The following is a 19,329-nucleotide window of genomic DNA, read 5'->3' as shown; positions in this document are numbered from 1 at the left end:
GCCTTCTATGATTGCTTTGGCTGCGCCTTTAATATTCACTGCACTTGGTGGGGTATTCTCAGAACGTTCTGGGGTAGTTAACATCGGTCTTGAAGGATTAATGGTGTTCGGGGCATTCTCTTCCATCGTTTTCAACTTAACGTTTGCTGATACATTCGGCGAATGGACACCATGGATTTCCATCTTGGTTGCAATGGTAGTAGGTATGCTTTTTTCATTGCTTCATGGTTTGGCTTCTATCACTTTTCGTGCCAATCAGGTAGTAAGTGGTGTGGCAATCAACTTCTTGGCGACCGGCTTGTGTTTATTCCTTGTCAAACTATTTTACGATAAAGGACAAACAGATATCATTTCAACTTCGTTCAATAAAGTGGATATTCCGGTATTGAGCAAGATTCCTTTTATTGGCGGAATTTTCTTTAGCGATGTTTACTATATTTCATACATTGCGATCATCATTCCTTTTATCGCATGGTATGTCTTATTTAAGACACCATTCGGCTTGCGCATCCGTGCAGTAGGTGAACATCCGATGGCTGCTGATACAATGGGCGTCAACGTAACAAGAATCCGTTATATGTCTGTTGTGATTTCTGGTGGTCTTGCCGGTATCGGTGGAGCTATCCATGCAATTACAGTTACAGGTGATTTCAGCCATTCTACAATCAACGGCCAAGGTTTCATGGCTCTTGCAGCTATGATTTTCGGTAAGTGGCATCCGCTAGGCGCTCTTGGAGCAGCCCTATTCTTTGGCCTTGCACAAAGTTTAAGTATCGTGGGAGCATCCTTGCCGTTCTTCAAGGACATCCCTTCTGTATACTTGCTGATTGCGCCTTATGTATTGACGATCATTGCACTTGCAGGTTTCATTGGACGTGCAGATGCTCCGAAAGCATCAGGGGAACCATATATCAAAGGAAACAGATAAGAACTATTTTGAGCCCGGCATCTATTTGCCGGGTTCTTTCTATATTAGTAAGGCCATTCGCCATTAGGAGAAAAATGCAGGATAAAATGAAGGGCTGGCGAATATACTGTAATGATGCGTTCCTTTCCTGCCCTTTATTCGATAAGTGTCTATAAGGATGACGTTTATTATTATGAATCTTAAGGTACAATAAGGATAGAATGCATTTTTTACATATAAGTCAGGGGGTTTTACCATGTCCCAAAATAATGAAATCTGTATGGAAGAGCCAGGATATAAACTGCATGTAGTACCAACAGAAAAGTACAAAACCAATACGATTGTTTTGAAACTGAAGGCTCCATTGGAGGAGAAAACAGTAACGGAACGGGCGTTATTGCCTTATGTTCTTCAAAGCAGTACCGAGAAGTTCGGAACATCTGCACAATTGCGCGCATATCTGGAAGAATTGTATGGCGCCTCTTTATTTGTCAGTGTCGGCAAAAAAGGCGAATATCATATCATGACATTTACACTGGACATCGCTAATGAAAAATTTCTTTCCGATTCGGCGCCATTGCTGGAAAAAGGGCTGCATTTAATGGCTGGCCTTCTTCTTCATCCGAATGCATCTAATGGGGCATTCAGCGGGAAAGATGTGGATCAAGAGAAACGGACTTTAAAGCAACGGATACAATCGCTTAATGATGATAAGATGAAATACTCGTCCAACCGTTTAGTTGAAGAGATGTGCAAAAATGAGCCTTACAGTTTAGAAGTGAACGGCAAGTATGAGGAAGTGGATGATATATCGGCAGCATCTCTTTATGACTATTACCAGTATGCATTGAAGCATGATGAGATTGATCTTTTCGTTGTTGGAGATGTAGAGCCAGACGAAGTCCAAAGAATCTGCAATAAGCTGATCACTTTGGAGCCAAGGGAACCGGAAAAACAAACATCGGCCGTTATGCCCGATGTGGTGAGAGGCAATGAAGTTATTGAAAGACAGGACGTCATGCAAGGAAAACTGAATATTGGATACCGTACGGGCATCATTTATGGAGAAAAAGAGTATTTTGCCCTGCAAGTATTCAACGGCATATTCGGCGGATTTTCCCATTCCAAATTATTTATGGAGGTTAGGGAAAAGAATAGCCTTGCATACTATGCTGCTTCACGCCTCGAAAGCCATAAAGGCTTATTGATTGTAGTTTCAGGAATTCAGAACGAAAATTATAAGAAAACGCTGGCTATTATTGAAGAACAAATGGATAGCATGAAAAAGGGCGACTTTTCTGATGAAATGATATCGCAAACAAAAGCAGTCATAGAAAATCAATTGCTCGAAACAATTGATAATGCGCTTGGCCTAGTGGAAATTCTTTACCATAATGTCATATCGCCGATTCATGTAACCATTGATGAATGGTTGGAGCAAATAAGACAAGTAACAAAAGATGAAGTGATCGCAATTGGCGGGAAGATTCAATTAGATACTATATATTTCCTAACTGGAACGGAGGTGCAGGAAGGATGAAGGAAATCGCGTATCCGCAAATAGATGAAAATTTGTTTTATGAGAAGCAAGAGAATGGTTTGGATGTCTATATTCTTCCGAAAAAAGGATTCAATAAGACGTATGCCACATTTACGACCAAATATGGTTCTGTCGACAATTGGTTTAAGCCGCTTGGCCAGGATAGTGTAAAAAAAGTTCCCGATGGAATTGCCCATTTCCTGGAGCATAAGTTATTTGAAAAAGAAGATGGAGATGTCTTTCAGCAATTTTCCAAGCAGGGTGCATCCGCTAATGCATTTACTTCCTTTACCCGAACTGCTTATCTGTTTTCATGTACATCCCAATTCGAAAAGAATTTAAAGACATTGATTGATTTTGTACAGGAACCATATTTCACAAAAGAAACGGTGGAAAAAGAAAAAGGGATTATCGGCCAGGAAATCAATATGTATAATGACAATCCTGATTGGCGCCTTTATTTCGGGGCCATCCAGAATATGTATAAAAATAATCCGGTCCAAATTGATATAGCCGGAACGATCGAGAGCATATCACATATTACAGCAGAGCTGCTATATGAGTGCTACCAAACCTTCTATCATCCAAGCAATATGCTGCTGTTCATTGTAGGGCAGGTTGATCCAAAGGAAACGATGGATGTAATCCGAAGCAATCAGCAGCAGAAAAAGTTTCCGAAGCAGGAGGAAATCGTCCGGAAAATGGAAGAAGAGCCTGATGAAGCTGCGGCTAAAAAGCAGGTGCTGAAGATGAATGTACAGACCCCTAAATGCCTTGTGGGGATCAAAGGCGGAGAAAGGTACCAACAAGGGGATCAATTGTTAAAACATGAGTTGACCATCAATGTGCTGCTTGATATGCTCTTCGGAAAGAGCTCGGCGATGTACAATGAACTGTACAGCGAAGGATTGATCGATGGTTCTTTTTCGTACGAATATACACAGGAAACCCAGTTTGGCTTTGCATTAATCGGAGGCGATACACAGCATCCGGATGAATTGGCCGACCGGATCATGTCCTTTTTATTGATTAATAAGGATGGGGATAAGCTGACTGAAGATGCTTTGGCCAGAACTAAGAAAAAGAAAATCGGATCCTTTTTGCGGTCTTTGAATTCACCTGAATACATTGCGAATTCATTTACTGGATATGCTTTCCATGGAAGCAGCCTGTTTGAAATAGTCCCTATTTTAGAAAGCATCACATTGGATGACCTAAAAGGGGCTGCTGCTTCTCTGATTAGTGAAAATAGGTTGACGACCTGTCAGGTTTTACCGAATAATAAATAGAGAACAGAAAAAAGGTTTGCTGTGCAAGCCTTTTTTCTTTATGCATAAACATAGTGGAAAGAAGGACGCATGATGTCAAGTAAATTCGTTTTAATAACAGGGGCCAGCGGGGCAATAGGGAGTGCTACGGCCTTGAAGCTGGCGGAAGAAGGTTATTCGCTGTATTTGCATTATCATACGAATCGGGGGGCAATCGATACTCTGATTGGCGAGATTGCAAAATACAATGTGGAAGCAATTCCTGTTTGCGCCGACTTAGGCAGTGAAGAAGGAGCAGCAGAGTTGAGCAGACAAATTCTATCCTTGCATGGCATTGTGCTTAACAGCGGGAAGTCGCATTACGGACTAATAACAGATGTATCTATGGCGGAACTTCATCAGATGACCCAATTGCATGTAATGAGCCCATTCATCTTGGTACAAAAGCTTATGCCGAAATTGATGAAAGCTGATCAGGCTTCCATCGTTGCAGTGACGTCCATATGGGGTGACACGGGTGCTTCTTGTGAAGTCCTTTACAGTATGCTGAAGGGTGCGCAAAATGCATTTGTCAAAGCCTTAAGCAAAGAGGTGGCTCCGATGGGAATACGGGTGAATGCCGTTTCCCCAGGAGCAGTCGATACAGCGATGATGGCTTCCTTTACAGATGAAGAAAAAAAAGAGCTTTCTGAAGATATTCCTTTGGGAAGGTTAGCTCAAGCTGATGAAATTGCCGAGAGTGTCTTATTTTTGCTTTCTGATCGGGCTTCCTATACGACTGGGCACGTGTTGAAAGTAAATGGGGGATGGTTTATATAACATTTTTTTCCGGATGATTCCACGAATAGAATGGCCGCCCTGGACACAAAGTATAAGTAAGAAAGGGTGATATATATGTCCATTTTAGATAATTGGGATCAATGGAAAAGTTTTCTGGGTGAACGGCTACAAACAGCGGAATCAGACGGTTTATCGCAAGGGGTCATTTCAGACATGGCTTTTGAAATCGGAGATTATCTGGCTAATCAGGTAACCCCAAAAAATGACCAAGAAAAAGTACTCGCAGATCTCTGGTCTGTTGCATCCGATGAAGAAAAGCATGCCATAGCCAATGTTATGGTAAAACTTGTGGAAAAAAAATAAATGCCTTGCCGTTTGCGGCTGAAAGGAAAAACGCATCTGCTAGTGATGCGTTTTTTTTATGAAGCATTCTAGAAGATAAATGTTTGAAAACAGGGAAAATTGAGTAAATGAGTAGAGAAAACCTGATTAAGCCTTATTAAAAAAAACGAGATTTATAGGAACTGTGAATAAACTTAAAAATATCTATTACAATTTATTTTTCTAACGTTTTTCCTTTAATAATCAAGAAGAATCATTTATTATTATAGAAGTTATGTAATACAAAAGGGGATTGTCTGGAAAGACAGGGGGATTGTTCAAATGGATCGTAAAGAATGGTACTTTGAGTATGAAATTCAGAAGAACCGTCCAGGGCTGCTTGGCGATATCTCGTCATTGCTCGGTATGCTTTCGATTAATATTGTCACCATTAATGGAGTAGATGAAGGGCGTAGAGGATTATTGCTAAAAGCGAAGGATAGCAAAAACATTGAACGCCTCGAATCAATCCTTTCCACAATGGATACGATAAAAGTAATTAAAATACGCGAGCCCAAGCTGAGGGATCGCTTGGCTGTAAGGCACGGCCGTTACATACAAAGAGATGCAGACGATAAAAAGACGTTTCGTTTTGTGCGCGATGAACTTGGTTTGCTCGTTGACTTCATGGCTGAATTGTTTAAGAAAGAAGGCCATAAGATGATCGGGATTCGAGGAATGCCGCGTGTAGGCAAAACTGAATCGATTGTGGCTGCAAGCGTCTGTGCCAATAAAAGATGGCTTTTTGTCTCTTCCACGTTGCTTAAGCAAACAATCCGCAGCCAATTAATCCAGGATGAGTACAATGAGAACAATCTATTCATAATAGATGGAATTGTATCTACAAGAAGGGCGAATGAAAAGCATTGGCAGCTTGTAAGGGAGATTATGCGATTGAATTCTGTTAAAGTGATAGAGCATCCGGATGCCTTTGTGCAAAATTCGGAATATAGTTTAGATGATTTCGACTATATTATTGAACTGCGGAACAACCCTGAAGAAGAGATTACATATCAGCCAGTCAATCAAAACCAATTATTTGGGGAATCCGAATTCGGTTCCTTTGATTTCTAAAGTATAGAAGGTGTTTATTTGTGACGGAATTAGGTAATGCGTTAAAAACTGCAAGAACAGAAAAAGGGTTGAGCCTTGATGATTTGCAGAAATTGACGAAGATACAAAAAAGATATTTAGTCGGCATCGAAAATGGCGACTATCAGATGATGCCAGGCAAATTTTATGTACGGGCATTCATTAAGCAATATGCAGAAGCGGTTGGTTTGGACCCAGAGGAGCTTTTTGACCAATACGGAAGTGAAGTCCCGACTGTCCAAAATGACGAAATACCGGAGCAGCTATCCCGCGTCCAGACAAAAAAGACAATGCCGCAAACACAATCCAAACTATTGGATGCCCTTCCTAAAATATTGGTTGTGGTCTTTCTATTGGGAGCAGCAGTGCTGATCTGGTGGGTTTTAACGAAATTTGTCGGCGGTAATGGCGACGATAAATCAACGCCCGACCAAAATGATACTGTGAAAGTGGTCGAATCACATGATGCAGCTGATTCAAAAGGCAAAGACAAAGAGCCTGCTGTATCGAATAATAAGAAAGATAGCTCTAAAGATAAAGATAAAGATAAAGATAAAGATGAGGATAAGAAGAAAGAAGATACAGATACAAAACAAGAACTGAAGGCAACCGAATTTTCTGGCAAGCAAAGCACTTACCAACTGGCTAATGCTAAAGAATTCAAACTTAAGCTGACCTCCACAGGGGAGACGTGGGTCAGTGTTAAGAACACTGCCGGAAAAACATACTACTCTGGAATGATTAGTGACGGAGAAAGCCAAGAAATCGATCTCACCGGCGACGAGGGAGCCGAGTTGATTATCGGAAATACAACGGCAACGGATATTTACGTGAACGGCGAAAAGCTGTCCTATGCCATTTCTCCGCAAGAACGGGTTAATCAAAATATCAGCATACAATTCCAAAAGGCAGAATAACCTTTTTGCTGCAAGCGAGCCCGGCAAGCGTCGGGTTCTTCTACATAATCATGTGCGGCTCTTGTCCGCATGTCTGCTTTATAGTCCATAATAAATTTATAGATGGTTCATCTGGAGGGTTTTACATTGAATATTCCAAATAAGATCACGGTATCGAGAATATGTTTAATACCGGTTTTTGTCATTATCATGCTTGTCGATTTCAATTGGGGAGACATTTCTTTTGCCGATGTTACAATGCCTGTCACCCATTTAGTGGGTGCATTGATATTTATCATTGCTTCCATCACAGACTGGGTCGATGGATATTATGCAAGAAAATATAATTTAGTTACGAATTTAGGTAAATTCTTAGATCCACTGGCTGATAAATTGCTTGTTTCGGCTGCATTGATTGTACTTGTCGAATTAAACTATGCGGCTTCATGGATCGTCATTATTATCATCAGCCGTGAATTTGCCGTAACTGGTTTACGCTTAATACTGGCCGGAACGGGTGAAGTGGTTGCTGCAAATATGCTAGGGAAAATTAAAACGTGGACTCAAATCATAGCAGTCTCTGCTCTCCTTCTGCACAATTGGCCGTTTGCATTCATTGATTTCCCATTTGCGACAGTTGCATTGTGGGTATCCATGTTCTTCACCATTTGGTCAGGATGGGATTATTTCGCATTGAATAAAGACGTTTTTAAAAATTCTAAATAACGACTGGGGAGATTCATAATGAATGCGGAGATTATTGCGGTCGGCTCGGAATTATTGCTTGGGCAAATCGCCAACACCAACGCCCAATTTCTATCTAAGCAATTGGCTGAATTAGGGGTTAATGTGTATTATCATACGGTTGCAGGCGATAATGCCGGACGTTTGTTGAATGCCATCGAAACGGCCGAACAACGCTCTGATTTTATTGTTTTTACAGGCGGGCTTGGGCCGACCAAGGATGATTTAACTAAAGAAACGATCGCAAAGCATTTGAACTGTCCGCTTGTTACAGATGAAGATGCTCTTAAGAGCATCTATGCTTATTTTAATCGGACAGGCAGGACTGCAACCGAAAATAATAAGAAGCAAGCGTTAGTCCTTGAAGGTTCATCTGTTTTATCAAATGACCATGGCATGGCTCCAGGCATGTTTTATCAGGGAGCCGGCCATGTTTACATGCTTCTTCCGGGGCCCCCTAAAGAAATGCAGCCAATGTTTATGCAATATGGGGCAACTGTCATCCGTGGCTTAATGAACCAATCAGACCAAATATTTTCCCGGGTTCTCAGATTTTATGGTATAGGTGAAGCCCAGTTGGAAACGGAATTGGAAGATTTATTGGAAAACCAAAGCAACCCAACGATAGCTCCGCTTGCTTCGGACGGAGAGGTCACTTTGCGGATAACTGCTAAGCATTCCTCCGCCTCTGCTGCCAGTGAGATGATCCAGTCTGTCCAGGACGAAATACTTGGAAGGGTTGGCCAGTTCTGCTACGGATTCGATGACACCTCGTTAGTGGAGGAAGTCGTCAATAGCCTGAAAAAGCAAAATGCGACTGTAACTGGTGCAGAAAGTCTGACTGGCGGAATGTTCCAGGAACAGATTACTTCCATACCGGGAGCAAGCAATGTTTTTCGAGGCGGTCTGGTATCCTATTCCAATGAAGTGAAGGCAAAGGTGCTCGGCGTATCTGAACAAACGATTAAATTGCACGGCGTAGTGAGCGAACAGTGCGCCATTGAGATGGCAGACGGTGCAAAGGCGCTGTTCAATAGTGATTATGCCATATCATTTACAGGTGTAGCCGGCCCTGATGGACTCGAAGGAAAGCCGTCCGGAACGGTGTATATCGGTGTTGCTTCACCGAATCGGGCAACGGAAGCTTTTCTTGTCCAGATGGGAAATAGCAGCAGGGAACAAATCAGGATCAGAAGCGTGAAAAAAGGCTGCTCGCTATTACTAAAGGTGTTGCAAGATTAATAGAAAAGGAACTTCCGCCGGGAGTTCCTTTTCTATCTTTTTTCTTCTTTTGGATGGTCGGCAAAGCTTTCCGCCAACCCAAAAGAAGGAAGTTATGATTTTTAAAAAATAGTGGAATACAGCCAAACAGTCTTGGAATAGGGTTCAAAAGAATTGTTTGAGTATGGTTTTCCACTATTTTAAGTCATAAACAGTAACAAAAAAATCGAATAAATGTTCGCTTTTTGCTTGTCAAATAGCCCGAAAAAGGATATAGTAAAGATAGTTATTTAACTGATAGAAACACTTAAGCAACATGCTTTAACTATAAATTCAAGAGTCTTTTAATTTGAAGGAGGAACTCGAGTGAGTGATCGTCAAGCAGCCTTGGAAATGGCTTTAAAACAAATCGAGAAACAATTTGGTAAAGGATCAATCATGAAACTAGGAGAACAATCAGACCGTAAAATCTCTACGATTCCAAGTGGATCATTAGCGTTGGATGTGGCACTTGGGGTTGGCGGTTATCCGCGTGGACGTATTATTGAAGTATATGGTCCCGAAAGTTCAGGTAAAACCACAGTGGCGCTGCACGCCATAGCAGAAGTTCAGGCAAACGGAGGCCAAGCAGCATTTATAGATGCTGAGCATGCGTTGGATCCTGTATATGCGCAAAAACTAGGTGTCAATATTGATGAATTGTTGCTTTCGCAGCCGGATACAGGCGAACAGGCATTAGAAATTGCTGAAGCCTTAGTGCGAAGTGGAGCGATCGATATCATCGTTATCGACTCAGTTGCTGCATTGGTTCCAAAAGCAGAAATTGAAGGGGAAATGGGAGACAGCCATGTCGGTCTTCAAGCTCGTTTAATGTCTCAGGCCTTGCGTAAATTGTCAGGCGCGATCAATAAATCGAAAACGATTGCTATCTTTATTAACCAGATTCGTGAAAAAGTGGGCGTCATGTTTGGAAACCCAGAAACGACTCCAGGAGGCCGTGCACTGAAGTTCTATTCAACTGTTCGATTAGAAGTTCGCCGTGCAGAGCAATTGAAACAAGGAACTGATATTGTCGGTAATAAAACGAAAATTAAAGTAGTGAAGAACAAGGTGGCTCCTCCTTTCCGTGTAGCTGAAGTGGATATCATGTACGGAGAAGGCATTTCCCGAGAAGGGGAAATCATTGATATGGGCTCTGAACTGGATATTGTTCTTAAGAGCGGTGCATGGTACTCCTATAACGAGGAACGTTTGGGGCAAGGCCGTGAGAATGCCAAGCTATTCTTGAAGGATAATGAAGCGTTGCGCCTTGAAATCATGAAAAAAATCCGTGATTATTATAATTTGGACGGAGAACATATTGCTGTTGAAGAACCAGAGGCGGATGATCAGGAGCAATTGGATTTTGATGAGGAATAAGAAATAAAGGGAAGGCTTAACAGCAATTGTTAAGCCTTCCTTTGCGTCCGTAAATCCCAACGGACGGAAAAATGTATAAATGAATAGAATGCCCAATAAACAGAGAATCATTCAGCGTCTTAAAATTCAATCGTAATGCCAGTACAAACCCTTGACAATAAAAAAGCACGCCTATACAATTAATATGTATATTTTACATTTTTTCAAATTTAACCATTTGTAAAAAAAGCCTATGTGCTGTATGTTTATGGAGTTTTAGCATACATGCCGACATAACAAAAAATTAAAAATAAATTCATAGCAAGAGGAGGTGAAAAGATGGCACTCATTATTATCATCATCTCCATTTTGCTTGCTCTGTTCCTCGGTGCAGTTGTTGGTTATTTTGTCCGGAAATCCATTTCCGAAAACAAAATAGCTGGGGCAAAGAATGAAGCTGAACGTATCATTGAAGATGGGAAGAGAGAAAGTGAAGCTCTGAAAAAAGAAGCCCTTATTGAAGCGAAAGATGAAATCCATAAGCTTCGAACTGATACTGAAAGTGAAATTCGTGAACGAAGATCTGAATTACAAAAACAAGAAAATCGATTATTGCAAAAAGAAGAGAATCTTGATCGTAAGGATGAAACGTTAGATAAGCGTGAAAACCTTTTGGAAAAAAGAGATTATTCTCTTAACCAAAGACAACAGCATATTGAAGAGAAAGAAAGCAAAGTGGACGATATGGTTCGTTTGCAGCAAACAGAGCTTGAACGGATCTCTAGTTTGACTAGGGAAGAAGCGAAAGCGATCATATTAGATCGTGTAGAAAAAGACCTTTCACATGATATTGCAATTATGATTAAAGAAAATGAAACGCGTGCGAAGGAAGAATCGGATAAGAAAGCAAAAGAAGTACTTTCTCTTGCAATTCAACGTTGTGCAGCTGACCATGTTGCTGAAACAACTGTATCTGTTGTCACACTTCCAAATGATGAGATGAAAGGGCGTATTATCGGACGTGAAGGCCGCAATATCCGTACATTGGAAACATTGACGGGTATCGACTTGATCATTGATGATACACCTGAAGCAGTTATTCTTTCCGGATTTGATCCGATCAGACGGGAAACTGCAAGACTTGCACTTGAAAAATTAGTACAAGATGGCCGTATCCATCCGGCTCGTATTGAAGAAATGGTGGATAAAGCAAGACGTGAAGTGGACGAGCATATCCGCGAAATCGGTGAACAAACAACTTTTGAAGTAGGTGTTCATGGATTGCATCCGGATTTGATCAAGATCCTCGGACGTCTGAAATTCCGTACAAGTTACGGCCAAAACGTGCTTAAGCATTCGATGGAGGTCGCCTTCCTATCTGGCCTGTTAGCGGCTGAACTTGGTGAGGATGAAACATTGGCTAGACGTGCAGGCCTACTACACGATATCGGTAAAGCAATCGATCATGAAGTGGAAGGAAGCCACGTTGAAATCGGTGTGGAGCTTGCTACGAAATATAAAGAGCATCCAGTCGTAATCAATGCGATCGCATCACATCATGGAGACACAGAACCGACATCAGTCATTGCTGTCCTTGTGGCTGCAGCAGATGCATTATCTGCCGCTAGACCTGGAGCACGCAGTGAAACGCTTGAGAATTATATCCGCCGTCTAGAGAAACTGGAAGAAATCTCTGAATCGTATGATGGTGTCGAGAAATCTTTTGCCATCCAAGCTGGACGTGAAGTGCGCATCATGGTGAAACCTGAACAAATCGATGATTTGGAAGCGCATCGTTTAGCCCGTGATATACGTAAACGGATAGAAAAAGAACTGGATTATCCAGGGCACATTAAGGTTACAGTTATTCGCGAGACAAGAGCAGTCGAATATGCGAAATAAAAGCGCTGTACAGCAGGCGGGCATCCATGGATGCCCGCTTTTTAAATGGGCAGGCAGTGCCGAATGACAAACCGTACCTTTTTCGGATGGTTTGTCAGTATGGTATACTTTTATCGAGTACAATCAGGTTATGAAGAAAGGGTTTTGAAATGAAATTATTATTTGTTGGAGATGTTGTTGGATCACCTGGCAGAGATATGGTCCAGCAGTATTTACCGAAGTTAAAAGAAAAATATAAACCGCAATTTGTAATAGTGAATGGAGAAAATGCAGCGGCAGGACGCGGCATAACTGAAAAAATCTATCGCCAATTGTTGGAATGGGGAGCCAATGCGGTTACATTGGGAAACCATGCATGGGATCATAAAGACATTTACGATTTTATTGATGATGCCAAGAATTTAGTGAGACCAGCAAACTTTCCGGAAGGTGTACCTGGCCAGGGGATCACTTATGTAAGGTGGAATGCCCTTCAGGTGGCAGTTATTAACCTTCAGGGACGCACCTTTATGCCGCCGTTGGATTGTCCATTCAAAAAGGCTGAGCAGCTTGTAGAGGAAGCAAGAAAGATAACGCCGATTATATTTGTTGATATCCATGCCGAGGCGACCAGTGAGAAGCAGGCATTAGGCTGGTTCCTGGATGGGAAAGTTTCGGCAGTGATAGGTACGCATACGCATGTCCAGACAGCGGATTACAGAATTTTGCCTAAAGGCACTGCCTATATGACAGATGTCGGCATGACAGGCCCTTATGATGGCATTTTAGGAATGACAAGGGAGCCGATCATCCAGAAATTCTTTGACAGCCTTCCTGCCCGGTTTACAGTTCCGAAGGATGGCCGGGCTCAATTGAGCGCCGTTATCATTGATATTGATGATGCAACTGGCCAGGCAAAGAAAATCCAGCCTGTGCTTATTAATGAAGATCACCCATTCTTTGAATAGCCGATAGTATTTGGAAGTATGCTCAGTAATAGAACAAAAACATACTTTTATAGACTGCAGCCCAATTGTTTTTGCTGTTTTATTCATTTTTTACTAGAAAGAAACCCTGTTAATCAATTCAGGGTTTCTTTTTTTACGGTCATAACTTGGACAAAGGCGGAATATAGTAGCAAAGAAAGTGTATTGAATAATACTGTTTCAATTATGGTGAATAAGGAATGATACAAGGAGGAGCAAGGAATGGAAATATTAAAAGTTTCAGCAAAATCTAATCCCAATTCTGTTGCAGGCGCGCTTGCCGGTGTTCTTCGTGAACGCGGGGCGGCTGAAATTCAAGCGATTGGTGCCGGCGCGTTAAACCAAGCTGTTAAGGCAGTAGCTATTGCTCGAGGATTTGTTGCACCCAGCGGAGTGGACTTGATATGTATTCCTGCTTTTACAGACATAATGATCGATGGTGAAGAACGGACTGCCATTAAGCTTATTGTAGAACCAAGATAAAGAGCAGAAAAAAGTGGGCCTGGTGCATGAATCGCATACAGGCTTTTTTTATAGAAGAAAGAACAGGAGTACTTGTTGTTGGATCCTGTAAGGAACTGATGAATAGGGCCTGAATATCACTCTAGACTTGATTTTCTTCCTGGCGAAGCGGTAAGCTTTACCTAACGATATGCCTTTATAGCTTATTGTCTATTCGTTTACAAGAAAGGATGGGAATCGTGAGAATTATTGATATGCACTGTGATGTATTGATGAAATTACTGTTGGATCCAAAAGCATCTTTTACTGAGGAGCATTCATTGGATGTTTCTTTTCCTTCTTTAGTGAAAGGGCGGTCCAAATTGCAATACTTCGCCATATATGTACCGGAACATATCCCTCCCGCCTCTCGTTTTAAGGCAGCGGTTTCCATGGTTTATAAACTGCAGGATAACATTTTGTCCATGCCATCCATTAAATTAGTCGTGAATAAAGAAGATTACAAGGCTTTAAAGGATGATGAAATCGGTGTCATCCTTTCTCTAGAGGGCTGCGACTGTCTTGATGAAGATCTAGGCCAGCTACGGCTATTGCAGTCTCTTGGAGTAACTGCAGCCGGCATTACGTGGAATTATGCCAATGTATTCGCTGATGGCGCTCTGGAACCAAGAAATGGAGGCTTAACCCTTCAAGGCCGAAAATTGGTCCATTATATGAAAGAAACGGATATGCTTTTGGATGTTTCGCATTTGAGCGAAGCTGCATTTTGGGATTGCCTGGATTTGGGCGGCCGTTTGTTTGCCTCCCATTCCAATTGCAGATCTTTATGTGAGACAACGAGAAATTTATATGATAGCCAAATTGAAGCGATGATTGAGCGGGATTCATTGATTGGAATCACCTTTGTCCCGCAATTTCTTAGTGAAGCCGAAGGGGCGACGATGGATGATATCGTCAGACATATTGAGCATATATGCTCATTGGGCGGAGAGAAGCACATAGGTTTCGGTTCTGACTTTGATGGGATTGACCGCCATGTTTCACGTCTATCGAATTTTAGTTGCTATCCGGATTTATTGGATCATTTGCTTCGATATTATTCCGAAGATCAGGTAATGGGTTTTGCATCAGGGAATTATGAGCGGATATTTCTTGATTAGCAAAACTAAGAAGGGGAATACGTGTACGGTTTCGTAATTTTTTCGCATACTATTGATTTTTTTCAGTCTTTTGGCTAGAATTGTAATCGTTTAGTACATTCAGAATATTAAAATGTATAAATATGTCAAAATATTTAAATTATTTTAATCGGCAGAGTATATTCTGCTTGTTTAAAGAAGTATGGATATGATGATATTTAAAGCGTAATTAAAGGGGTGTAAGCTAATGATCAATCAACTTTCTTGGAAAGTTGGAGGGCAGCAAGGGGAAGGAATAGAAAGCACAGGAGAAATATTCTGCATCGCTTTAAATAGACTTGGCTATTATTTATATGGGTACCGCCATTTTTCTTCCAGAATAAAGGGAGGGCATACAAATAATAAAATCCGGGTAAGCACTGTTCAAACCCGCTCTGTTTCTGACGACTTGGATATATTGGTGGCATTCGACCAAGAGACAATCGATGTAAACTATAAGGAATTACATACGAAAGGCATCATTATAGCGGACAGTAAATTCAAGCCGTCAAATCCTGAGGATTGCAAAGCATCTATGTATAGTATCCCATTTACAGAGCTTGCAACTGGGCTTGGGACGTCACTTATGAAGAACATGGTGGCAGTTGGGGCTTCTTGTGCCATCCTTGGTCTTGATATTGCTATTTTCGATGAGGTCGTCCATGAAATATTCAGCAGAAAAGGCGAACAAATCGTACAAAAGAATATCGAAGCGATAAAAGCGGGCTTTGAATATATGAAAGAACAATTGCAGGACCGCCCGAGCGAGCTTCAATTAGCTGCAGGTGATGGGAATAAGCGTCTGTTTATGATCGGCAACGATGCCATCGCTCTTGGTGCTTTGGCAGGGGGATGCCGATTCATGGCGGCCTATCCGATCACGCCTGCTTCCGAAATCATGGAATACCTTATTAAGAAGCTGCCTGCGTTTGGCGGAACTGTCATCCAGACAGAGGATGAAATTGCTGCTGTAACGATGGCAATAGGCGCGAACTATGCAGGTGTGCGGACGCTGACGGCTTCTGCAGGACCGGGGCTATCACTGAAGATGGAAGCCATCGGCCTTTCAGGCATCACGGAGACTCCGCTCGTAGTAGTCGATACTCAAAGGGGGGGGCCATCAACAGGCCTGCCTACAAAGCAAGAGCAATCTGATTTGATGGCTATGATTTATGGAACCCACGGTGAAATTCCTAAAATTGTTATGGCTCCAAGCACTGTCGAGGAAGCTTTTTACGACACAGCAGAGGCGTTTAATTTAGCAGAAGAATATCAGGTGCCGGTTATTGTTTTGTCCGACTTGCAATTATCACTTGGCAAACAGACGGTACAGCCGTTGGAATTAGAAAAAGTGGAGATTCGCCGCGGTAAACTGGTGCAGGAGGAGCTTCCTGAAAATGATGCATACTTTAAACGGTATGAAGTGTCCGAAGACGGCATTTCCCCTCGCGTTCTGCCGGGAATGAAAAACGGAATCCATCATGTGACGGGAGTAGAGCATGATGAAACAGGAAAGCCTTCGGAAACGTCCGTAAACCGTGTGGCTCAAATGGATAAGCGGATGAGAAAGCTGAATAATCTTCATTTCCCGGTCCCAGTGCATAAAAACGCAAAATATGAAGACGCGGATTTGTTGATGATTGGTTTTATTTCAACAAGGGGAGCCATTGAAGAAAGTATGGAGCGCCTCGAAAAAGACGGTTTGAAAGTCAACCATGCCCATATCAGACTGATCCATCCATTCCCAGCGGATGAATTGCTGCCATTGATTGCATCGGCGAAAAAGACGGTTGTCATTGAAAATAATGCTACCGGCCAATTGGCGAAAATTATCAAAATGAATGTCGGTCATATAGATCGGATTAAAAGCATCCTGAAATATGACGGCAATCCGTTCCTGCCACAAGAAATATATGCTGCATGTAAGGAGTTGTTCTAAAATGGCGACATTTAAGGATTTCAGAAATAATGTGAAACCAAACTGGTGTCCAGGCTGCGGGGATTTCTCTGTACAGGCTGCCATCCAACGCTCCGCTGCAAACTTGGGGCTGGAACCTGAGAATTTGGCTGTCATTTCAGGAATTGGATGTTCCGGCCGTATTTCCGGTTATATCAAGTCATATGGTTTCCATGGAATCCACGGCCGATCCCTTCCGATTGCCCAAGGGGTTAAAATGGCTAACCGCGATTTAAAGGTTATTGCGTCAGGTGGAGACGGAGATGGATTTGCCATTGGCATGGGGCATACAGTCCATGCTATCCGCAGAAATATTGATATTACGTATATTGTGATGGACAATCAAATATACGGTTTGACAAAAGGGCAAACATCGCCGCGGTCCGGTACGGGATTCCAGACGAAATCAACGCCTCAAGGATCTATAGAACCGGCACTTTCTCCATTGGAAATGGCTATAGCATCCGGTGCTTCATTTGTCGCCCAAAGTTTCTCCACGGATTTGAAAGACTTAATGAGCATTATAGAAGCAGGCATTCAGCATAATGGCTTCTCTTTTATTAATGTATTCAGCCCTTGTGTGACTTATAATAAGATCAATACGTACGATTGGTTTAAGGAAAATTTGACAAAACTATCGAATATAGAAGGTTATGATTCCACAAATCGTGAAAAAGCGATGCAAACTCTAATGGAGTATAACAGCCTAGTGACAGGAATTGTCTATCAGGATTCAAGTCGCCCTTCCTATCAGGATTTGGTTCCGGGTTATGCGGAAACTCCTCTGGCAGAGAGTGATCTTCATATGAAACAAGCTAGTTTTGACAAGCTTTTATCCGAATTTATGTAATAGCAATTGCAACAAGAGCCTCAGGGAATGCCTGAGGCTCTTTGCATGTGGAACAAGTTAGTGGAAGGGAGCCGTTATTTCCTGATTAAAACAATCTGTTGCATCCACAACCAAAACCGAAATTCCAGCACCAGTTATTACAGCGGTGGCAACGTCTTCTTCTTCTGCAGCACCGATTATCGTTATGGTGGTGGCGGTGGCAGCTGGAGCTGGAAGAGCTCTCAAAAGAAGAACTTTCACAGAATGAACTTGAGCTGGAGCTGGAGCTAGAGCTAGAGCTTGACTCTTCGCGGCAAGGGCGGCGTCTTTCGCAACGGCGGACAGCTCTGCAAAAATCTTCACGGTTTAAATTGGCGCGGATAGGAATAGAACGATTATGGCAGTTGCCGAAGCTTTCGCCTCTTACTTCTTCATTATTGTCATTGCCGAATGATTCAAAATTTTCGAAACCCATTCATCAACATCTCCTTTATTGTTAGTTCTCTGTAACATATGCGGAAAGAAGACAAGTTGAAAAGGCTTGTACCCAGCAGCATTCAAAATGTGTAAATTACCCATTATTTATAAAGGTGGCCAATTTTAAGAAATATCGGAAAAATAAATGTTTGCAGCGTTTCCATATGTCTTTATGGGGTGGACTGATTGTTTTCAATAAAAAATCCATGTGATAGAATATTACTAATTTATTGAATATAATAAACTTTAGATGGGTAAGGGGATGTGCATCATGAATGGAAAAATGAAATGTTTGGTTAAGGCTGAAAGGGGATACGGTGCGCGCTTGGAGATGAGGGATATCCCAACTGTCACCGAACATGATGTGTTGATTAAAGTAAAGGCCACCTCAATTTGCGGAACGGATGTACACATCTATACATGGGATGATTGGGCAAAGAGCCGTGTGAACCCACCTTATATTTTTGGCCATGAATTTTCTGGAGAGGTGGTAGAGGTAGGCGCTAAAGTTACTTCTGTGTCTATTGGAGACCATGTTTCCGCGGAAACCCATATTGTATGCGGAAAATGCCCGCAGTGCCTTGAAGGAAAACAGCATGTATGCCAGAATACTAAAATTATCGGGGTTGATATGCAGGGGTGTTTTGCGGAATTTGTGGCACTGCCTGAGAGTAACATATGGAAAAATCCTGCCGACATGCCATATGATACAGCATCTATTCAGGAACCTATGGGAAATGCTGTCCATACAGTCCTTTCTGGAGAAGTGCTTGGAAAAAGTGTAGCCATCATTGGTTGCGGACCAATTGGTTTAATGGCCGTATCTGTTGCGAAGGCGGCTGGCGCGTCTCAGGTAATTGCCATTGATATTAATGAATACCGTCTGGACCTTGCCAAGCGGAATGGAGCAGATTCCATAATAAACAGTGCTGAAGAAAATCCTGTGGAAGTTGTGAATAGGCTGACAAATAGTGTCGGGGTGGATGTCGTTTGTGAAATGAGCGGTCATCCCGCTGCCATTAATCAAGGTTTTGACATGATTGCAAATGGGGGAAGATACTCGATTTTAAGCTTACCGACACAGCCTGTCGCCATTGATTTGACGAATCATGTTGTTTTTAAAGGAATCACTATTTACGGCATAACGGGCCGGCAAATATTCAAAACATGGCAGCAAGTATCAGATTTATTGAATACCGGGAAAGTGGATGCAGCCAATATTATAACGCATCACTTTTCATTAGAAGAATTTGAAAAGGGCTTCGACCTGATGATTGCAGGGAAATGCGGAAAAGTCGTATTGCACCCTTGAAAGGCGAACCGATAAAAAAG

The 19,329-nt window shown here is 42.1% G+C and carries 18 protein-coding genes; 17 read left to right on the top strand and 1 reads right to left on the bottom strand.

Going from position 1 to position 19,329, the window contains the following annotated elements:
• Positions 1-7: 7 nt before the first annotated feature.
• The 16 genes from ABC357_RS10975 to ABC357_RS10900 all read left to right on the top strand — a co-directional run bounded on the left by ABC357_RS10975 (position 8) and on the right by ABC357_RS10900 (position 17,541).
• A complete protein-coding gene (locus ABC357_RS10975) occupies positions 8-928 on the top strand; it encodes an ABC transporter permease (protein ID WP_412888638.1) in 921 nt (306 codons plus the stop codon).
• Positions 929-1,163: 235 nt separating this feature from the next.
• Positions 1,164-2,447 (top strand): EF-P 5-aminopentanol modification-associated protein YfmF, encoded by a 1,284-nt coding sequence (gene yfmF / locus ABC357_RS10970; RefSeq protein WP_412887540.1) that lies wholly within the window; start codon positions 1,164-1,166, stop codon positions 2,445-2,447.
• Complete coding sequence (yfmH, locus tag ABC357_RS10965; RefSeq protein ID WP_412887539.1) at positions 2,444-3,736, top strand: EF-P 5-aminopentanol modification-associated protein YfmH; 1,293 nt, start codon at positions 2,444-2,446, stop codon at positions 3,734-3,736. Before yfmF ends, yfmH begins: the two co-directional genes overlap by 4 nt.
• Positions 3,737-3,808: 72 nt before the next feature.
• On the top strand, positions 3,809-4,534 hold the full coding sequence (gene ymfI / locus ABC357_RS10960; protein WP_412888637.1) for an elongation factor P 5-aminopentanone reductase: 726 nt from the start codon (positions 3,809-3,811) through the stop codon (positions 4,532-4,534).
• A 75-nt stretch (positions 4,535-4,609) separates the two neighbouring features.
• The gene (locus ABC357_RS10955) at positions 4,610-4,858 is read left to right on the top strand and encodes a DUF3243 domain-containing protein (protein WP_412887538.1); all 249 of its coding nucleotides are present in this window, start codon (positions 4,610-4,612) and stop codon (positions 4,856-4,858) included.
• Positions 4,859-5,158: 300 nt separating this feature from the next.
• On the top strand, positions 5,159-5,950 hold the full coding sequence (locus ABC357_RS10950; protein WP_412887537.1) for a DUF3388 domain-containing protein: 792 nt from the start codon (positions 5,159-5,161) through the stop codon (positions 5,948-5,950).
• Positions 5,951-5,970: 20 nt separating this feature from the next.
• Positions 5,971-6,885, top strand: coding sequence for a helix-turn-helix domain-containing protein (locus tag ABC357_RS10945; RefSeq protein WP_412887536.1), 915 nt, complete (start codon positions 5,971-5,973; stop codon positions 6,883-6,885).
• A gap of 126 nt (positions 6,886-7,011) precedes the next feature.
• Positions 7,012-7,590, top strand: a complete 579-nt coding sequence (gene pgsA / locus ABC357_RS10940; RefSeq protein ID WP_412887535.1) for a CDP-diacylglycerol--glycerol-3-phosphate 3-phosphatidyltransferase — start codon at positions 7,012-7,014, stop codon at positions 7,588-7,590.
• An 18-nt stretch (positions 7,591-7,608) separates the two neighbouring features.
• Positions 7,609-8,850: a competence/damage-inducible protein A gene (locus ABC357_RS10935; protein ID WP_412887534.1), complete on the top strand. Its 1,242-nt coding sequence runs from the start codon at positions 7,609-7,611 to the stop codon at positions 8,848-8,850.
• 345 nt (positions 8,851-9,195) lie between these two features.
• Positions 9,196-10,248: a recombinase RecA gene (recA, locus tag ABC357_RS10930; RefSeq protein WP_412887533.1), complete on the top strand. Its 1,053-nt coding sequence runs from the start codon at positions 9,196-9,198 to the stop codon at positions 10,246-10,248.
• A 318-nt stretch (positions 10,249-10,566) separates the two neighbouring features.
• Positions 10,567-12,129 carry a ribonuclease Y gene (gene rny, locus ABC357_RS10925; RefSeq protein ID WP_412887532.1) on the top strand — a complete coding sequence of 521 codons (1,563 nt, stop codon included), beginning with the start codon at positions 10,567-10,569 and terminating at the stop codon, positions 12,127-12,129.
• A gap of 149 nt (positions 12,130-12,278) precedes the next feature.
• Entirely contained in the window at positions 12,279-13,076 is a 798-nt protein-coding gene (locus ABC357_RS10920; RefSeq protein WP_412887531.1) for a TIGR00282 family metallophosphoesterase, read from the top strand.
• 240 nt (positions 13,077-13,316) lie between these two features.
• Complete coding sequence (gene spoVS / locus ABC357_RS10915; protein ID WP_019242228.1) at positions 13,317-13,577, top strand: stage V sporulation protein SpoVS; 261 nt, start codon at positions 13,317-13,319, stop codon at positions 13,575-13,577.
• Between the two features lie 218 nt (positions 13,578-13,795).
• Positions 13,796-14,716 (top strand): dipeptidase, encoded by a 921-nt coding sequence (locus tag ABC357_RS10910; protein ID WP_412887530.1) that lies wholly within the window; start codon positions 13,796-13,798, stop codon positions 14,714-14,716.
• 226 nt (positions 14,717-14,942) lie between these two features.
• Positions 14,943-16,673: a 2-oxoacid:acceptor oxidoreductase subunit alpha gene (locus ABC357_RS10905; RefSeq protein WP_412887529.1), complete on the top strand. Its 1,731-nt coding sequence runs from the start codon at positions 14,943-14,945 to the stop codon at positions 16,671-16,673.
• Between the two features lies 1 nt (position 16,674).
• Positions 16,675-17,541: a 2-oxoacid:ferredoxin oxidoreductase subunit beta gene (locus ABC357_RS10900; RefSeq protein ID WP_412887528.1), complete on the top strand. Its 867-nt coding sequence runs from the start codon at positions 16,675-16,677 to the stop codon at positions 17,539-17,541.
• Positions 17,542-17,598: 57 nt separating this feature from the next.
• On the opposite strand, the gene ABC357_RS10895 is transcribed toward ABC357_RS10900, so the two are convergent.
• Positions 17,599-17,766 (bottom strand): hypothetical protein, encoded by a 168-nt coding sequence (locus ABC357_RS10895; RefSeq protein WP_412887527.1) that lies wholly within the window; start codon positions 17,764-17,766, stop codon positions 17,599-17,601.
• A 502-nt stretch (positions 17,767-18,268) separates the two neighbouring features.
• Here ABC357_RS10895 and tdh point away from each other — a divergent pair.
• Positions 18,269-19,309 carry an L-threonine 3-dehydrogenase gene (gene tdh, locus ABC357_RS10890; protein WP_412887526.1) on the top strand — a complete coding sequence of 347 codons (1,041 nt, stop codon included), beginning with the start codon at positions 18,269-18,271 and terminating at the stop codon, positions 19,307-19,309.
• The last annotated feature ends 20 nt before the right edge of the window (positions 19,310-19,329 follow it).

The organism is Bacillus kalamii (assembly GCF_047238185.1).
Taxonomy (GTDB): domain Bacteria; phylum Bacillota; class Bacilli; order Bacillales; family DSM-1321; genus Bacillus_AD.
This window is presented reverse-complemented; position numbering and strand designations above follow the sequence as displayed.

Coding starts and splice junctions, on each gene's coding strand:
- tdh (WP_412887526.1), top strand. CDS start 18,269: ATGAATGGAAAAATGAAATGTTTGGTTAAGGCTGAAAGGGGATACGGT.
- ABC357_RS10905 (WP_412887529.1), top strand. CDS start 14,943: ATGATCAATCAACTTTCTTGGAAAGTTGGAGGGCAGCAAGGGGAAGGA.
- yfmH (WP_412887539.1), top strand. CDS start 2,444: ATGAAGGAAATCGCGTATCCGCAAATAGATGAAAATTTGTTTTATGAG.
- ABC357_RS10955 (WP_412887538.1), top strand. CDS start 4,610: ATGTCCATTTTAGATAATTGGGATCAATGGAAAAGTTTTCTGGGTGAA.
- ABC357_RS10975 (WP_412888638.1), top strand. CDS start 8: ATGATTGCTTTGGCTGCGCCTTTAATATTCACTGCACTTGGTGGGGTA.
- ABC357_RS10900 (WP_412887528.1), top strand. CDS start 16,675: ATGGCGACATTTAAGGATTTCAGAAATAATGTGAAACCAAACTGGTGT.
- spoVS (WP_019242228.1), top strand. CDS start 13,317: ATGGAAATATTAAAAGTTTCAGCAAAATCTAATCCCAATTCTGTTGCA.
- yfmF (WP_412887540.1), top strand. CDS start 1,164: ATGTCCCAAAATAATGAAATCTGTATGGAAGAGCCAGGATATAAACTG.
- ymfI (WP_412888637.1), top strand. CDS start 3,809: ATGTCAAGTAAATTCGTTTTAATAACAGGGGCCAGCGGGGCAATAGGG.
- ABC357_RS10935 (WP_412887534.1), top strand. CDS start 7,609: ATGAATGCGGAGATTATTGCGGTCGGCTCGGAATTATTGCTTGGGCAA.
- ABC357_RS10950 (WP_412887537.1), top strand. CDS start 5,159: ATGGATCGTAAAGAATGGTACTTTGAGTATGAAATTCAGAAGAACCGT.
- rny (WP_412887532.1), top strand. CDS start 10,567: ATGGCACTCATTATTATCATCATCTCCATTTTGCTTGCTCTGTTCCTC.
- ABC357_RS10920 (WP_412887531.1), top strand. CDS start 12,279: ATGAAATTATTATTTGTTGGAGATGTTGTTGGATCACCTGGCAGAGAT.